1 protein-coding gene is annotated in these 1,306 nt (G+C 74.0%); it reads right to left on the bottom strand.

The annotated features are described in order from the left end of the window. On the bottom strand, window positions 1-1,306 hold a 1,306-nt coding region (locus MXD58_RS27770; RefSeq protein WP_284678933.1), incomplete at both ends, for a helicase-related protein.

Here is a 1,306-nt window from a genome sequence, read left to right as displayed (position 1 = left end):
GGCCAGCGCCGACCCGGGCCACAGCGCGAAGCGTCCGCCGCGGGCCCCGGCGTAGTCCCGCCGTTCGGTGTCGAAGCGGCCGACGTGCGAGAGCAGGCCGGTGAGCAGCGCCTGGTGCACCGCGCGGGGGTCGGCCGGCGGGCCGTCCGCGTCGCCGAGCGCGAGCTTGAGGCTGCGGGCGACGGCCATCAGCTGGCCGTGGACGTCCTGCCACTCCCGTACCCGCAGGTAGTTCAGGAACTCGGTGCGGCACCTCCGGCGGAACTGGTTGGCGGACAGCTCCCCGCGGGCGTCACGCAGGTAGTTCCACAGATTCAGGTAGGCGAGGAAGTCCGACGTCGGATCGGCGAAGCGGGCGTGGCGCTCGTCGGCAGCCTGCTGGTGTTCGACCGGCCGGTCCCGCGGATCCTGGATGGCCAGGGCGGAGGCGATGACGAGGACCTCCCGCAGGCAGCCCTGCTCGTCCCCGGCGAGCACCATCCTGGCCAGGCGCGGATCCACCGGGATCTGCGCGAGGCGCCGCCCGGTCGTGCTCAGCCGGCGTCCGCCGATGCCCTGGCGTCCCCGTCCGGGCGGTGCGCCGTGCCCGGCCACCTCCGCCGGCGTGGTGGTGTCGAACGCGCCGAGTTCGGTGAGCAGGAGCTCGCCGTCGTTGATCTGGCGGGGGTCGGGCGGGTCGAGGAAACCGAACTCGGCGACCTCGCCGAGGCCCAGGTCCGCCATCCGCAACAGCACCGAGGCGAGGTTCGTCCGCAGGATCTCCGGGTCGGTGAACTCCGGGCGGCCGGTGAAGTCCGACTCGCTGTACAGCCGGATGCAGATGCCGTCGGACGTCCGCCCGCAGCGGCCCTTGCGCTGGTTCGCCGAAGCCTGCGAGACCGGTTCGATCGGCAGCCGCTGCACCTTCGTCCGGTGGCTGTACCGGGAGATGCGCGCGGTGCCCGGGTCGACGACGTAGCGGATGCCGGGGACGGTCAGCGAGGTCTCGGCGACGTTGGTCGCGAGCACCACGCGGCGGCCGGTGTGCGGCTCGAAGACGCGGTGCTGCTCGCCCGCGGACAGCCGGGCGTAGAGCGGCACGATCTCGGTATGCGGGCGCTGCTCGCGGGACAGCACCTCGGCGGTGTCGCGGATCTCCCGTTCGCCGCTGAGGAACACCAGGATGTCGCCCGGCCCCTCGGCGCACAGCTCGTCGACGGCCTCGCTGATCGCCTGGGTCTGATCGCGCTCGGTCTCCGGACGGCCGGACTCCCGGCGACCGGCTCGCGGGCGCCCGCCATCGCCGCGCGGTCCGCCCGCCCCCCCG

This window comes from Frankia sp. AgKG'84/4 (genome assembly GCF_023242965.2).
Taxonomy (GTDB): Bacteria; Actinomycetota; Actinomycetes; order Frankiales; family Frankiaceae; genus Frankia.
The sequence above is the reverse complement of the archived record's forward strand: the minus strand, read 5'-3'. Positions and strand labels throughout refer to the sequence as shown.